We start from the raw sequence: 2,582 nt of genomic DNA on the forward strand, positions 1-2,582 counted from the left end.
TCGCCGTCACGCCGCCGGGGGACACCCTTGAACCTTGTCCGACGGCGGCAGCGGAATGGGTCGTGCTACCAGAAAGTCAGGGCTAATAGACTGAGGCTCCGACACGATCGGAGCCATCCTTGGGATTTTAATAAAACAAGTTTCTGAGCAGGGGACGATCATGAAATCAGCAGTCCGGCAATATCAGCGAATAGCCCTTTTTGTCTTATTCAATGGCACGGCGATGAATGCGGCGCAGGCGCTGGAGTTTTCTCCTGGCGACTATGAAATGCTGCCGGACAACGCCACCTTTTTTCTGACGTATTTACAGTACAATCATAGCGATGCCTATTATTCTCAAGGCAATAAAGCGGCGGGCGACAACAAGCTCAAATCAGAAGTCTCGATGCTACGCCTTATCCATGCTTATCATCCGATGGAAAATGTCAGCATCCAGCCACAGGTCATTCTGCCGTTTGGCAGCGTCACGGCCTACGGCGATAGTCGCGCATTGGGAGACGCCTCCGGTATCGGCGATGTCGTCGTTGGCTCCCCTGTCGTCGTCAATATAGATCCCGCGGGCACCAACGTTTTGGCCCTCGGTCCCTACCTCTATCTGCCTACGGGCCATTACAACAACGATAACCCACTGAATATGGGTGAAAACCGCTGGCGTTTCTTGCTTCAGGCCGCGTGGATTCACCACTTCACTCCTCACTGGGCCTTCGATACCGGTGCCGATGTTTCCTGGGTCACGCCAAACGACGACTACGGTGCGTCAGGGCAGACATTAGAACAAAAACCGCGTTACGAATATCAAGCCTATCTGCGCTATGACTTCACGCCGCAAACGCGGGTAGGTTTTGGCGGCGGATGGATTACGGGGGCAGAGAGCAGCGTGGGAGGCGTAAATCAGCGCGATCGCCTGAACACCACCTATGCCCGCGTATCCGCGTCGCATTTTTTTACGCCATCTGTGCAATTGCAGGCGGTCTTAGGGCGAGATCTGGATGTCAAACAAGGATTTAAACAGGATTTGAACGCCACGTTGCGTTTAGGCGTCCTGTTTTGATTTTTCATGACAGGTGAACGTTTTCGAATGCACAGACCTTATCTGATCATCATCGGAGGACTCAACATGACCCGTCAACACCCCGCAGAACCCAGTCAGGACACCCTGTACACCCGTCTTGGCGGATACGATGCCATTCATCAATTTGCGGGCGCGGCCCTCAAAAAAGCGATGGCGCATCCCAAAATCGGGCATATCTGGGGCCATATGTCAGAATCCACGTTCCTCAAGGAACATATCAATTTCGTTGATTTTCTGGCCGTACACTGGGGCGGCAACGCGGTATATCGCGGCCGGGATATGGTGACGGCCCATCGTGGAATGGGTCTGACCGAAGAACATTGGCAGGCCATGTTCGACTGCCTGGAGGCCTGTTACGAGGATTTCGACGTCCCCCATGATCTGCGTGAGGAGATCACCGCCACGTTCATGTCATTCAAACCGGTGGTGATTGGCAGCCCCTCCTACCGTGACGTGGTGTTGTCGCACCCGGAGATGGATGTCACCAAAGGCATGAAAAGCGTTGGCGTGGAGTGGCCTTCGTCCAACGATGCCGACACCCCCACCGATCCGCAATAAGCCTCGGTAATCCCCTACGCATTGCGTGTCACTCCGCGCATGACGCCAGTGAATCGAGTCTGAGTTCGGGCCGCATCGCCAGTAAAGCGATAGCGACCTTCTGTGCTGGCCCGCGTTTGAACCTTGGTCGCCTACAGGCCCGCGCAGATCACGCTGCGTGGGCCTGATTTCTATTGAAGCGGCACCTCAGGACGTCTGCAACGCACGCCACACTCGCTCCGGCGTCGCGGGAAGGTCGAGCAGACGATGCGGCCCTTCGTCGCGACGCGCGACGGCATCCTGCAACGCGCACCAGACGGCCATGCCAAGCATAAACGGCGGCTCGCCCACCGCTTTGGAGCGGAACACGGTTTCTGCGGCGTTGCCCGTATCAGGCAGAAGCTGCACGCGAAAATCGTGCGGAATATCCGCGACCGTCGGGATTTTGTAGGTGGCGCCGGTGTCCGTCAGCAGCCGTCCCTGCTCATTCCACACCAGTTCTTCCGTCGTCACCCAGCCCATGCCTTGTACGAAACCGCCTTCCACCTGCCCGATATCCAGCGCCGGATTCAGCGAAGCGCCCGCATCGTGCAGGATATCGACGCGCTTGACCTGATACTCGCCGGTCAGCGTATCCACCGCCACTTCCGCACAGGCCGCGCCATACACAAAATAATAAAACGGCTCTCCGCGTCCCGCCTCGCGATCGTAATGAATGCCCGGCACTCGATAGTAGCCCGTGGCCGACAGCGACACCTGATTGAGCCACGCTAGATGCGCGACCTGCGCAAACGTCAGATGCTGGCTGCCTGCGCGTATGACGCCATTATGAAACGCGATGTCCGCCGGTTCACAGGCATACAGGCGACACAGCAGTTTGACGAGTCGCTGCTTGATGATTTCCGCCGCCTGCTGGGCTGCTTTACCATTTAAGTCCGCGCCGCTGGACGCCGCGGTCGGCGAGGTATTCGGC

At 57.1% G+C, this 2,582-nt stretch carries 3 protein-coding genes; 2 read left to right on the plus strand and 1 reads right to left on the minus strand.

All coding sequences use genetic code 11. The features are described from left to right. Positions 1-160: 160 nt before the first annotated feature. Positions 161-1,051, plus strand: a complete 891-nt coding sequence (locus tag Q7O77_RS16850; RefSeq protein ID WP_304169910.1) for a transporter — start codon at positions 161-163, stop codon at positions 1,049-1,051. Between the two features lie 66 nt (positions 1,052-1,117). After that, positions 1,118-1,630 (plus strand): group 1 truncated hemoglobin, encoded by a 513-nt coding sequence (locus tag Q7O77_RS16855; RefSeq protein WP_304169912.1) that lies wholly within the window; start codon positions 1,118-1,120, stop codon positions 1,628-1,630. A 186-nt stretch (positions 1,631-1,816) separates the two neighbouring features. Here Q7O77_RS16855 and Q7O77_RS16860 read toward each other — a convergent pair. Further along, on the minus strand, positions 1,817-2,582 hold a 766-nt coding region (locus Q7O77_RS16860), incomplete at its 5' end, for a molybdopterin cofactor-binding domain-containing protein (protein WP_304169914.1).

Origin of the sequence: Lonsdalea britannica (assembly GCF_946477055.1) — a bacterium.
Taxonomy (GTDB): domain Bacteria; phylum Pseudomonadota; class Gammaproteobacteria; order Enterobacterales; family Enterobacteriaceae; genus Lonsdalea; species Lonsdalea britannica_A.

What these genes read in the sequence shown, in the direction of transcription:
- Q7O77_RS16850 (WP_304169910.1), top strand. Translation starts at nt 161, where the DNA reads ATGAAATCAGCAGTCCGGCAATATCAGCGAATAGCCCTTTTTGTCTTA.
- Q7O77_RS16855 (WP_304169912.1), top strand. Translation starts at nt 1,118, where the DNA reads ATGACCCGTCAACACCCCGCAGAACCCAGTCAGGACACCCTGTACACC.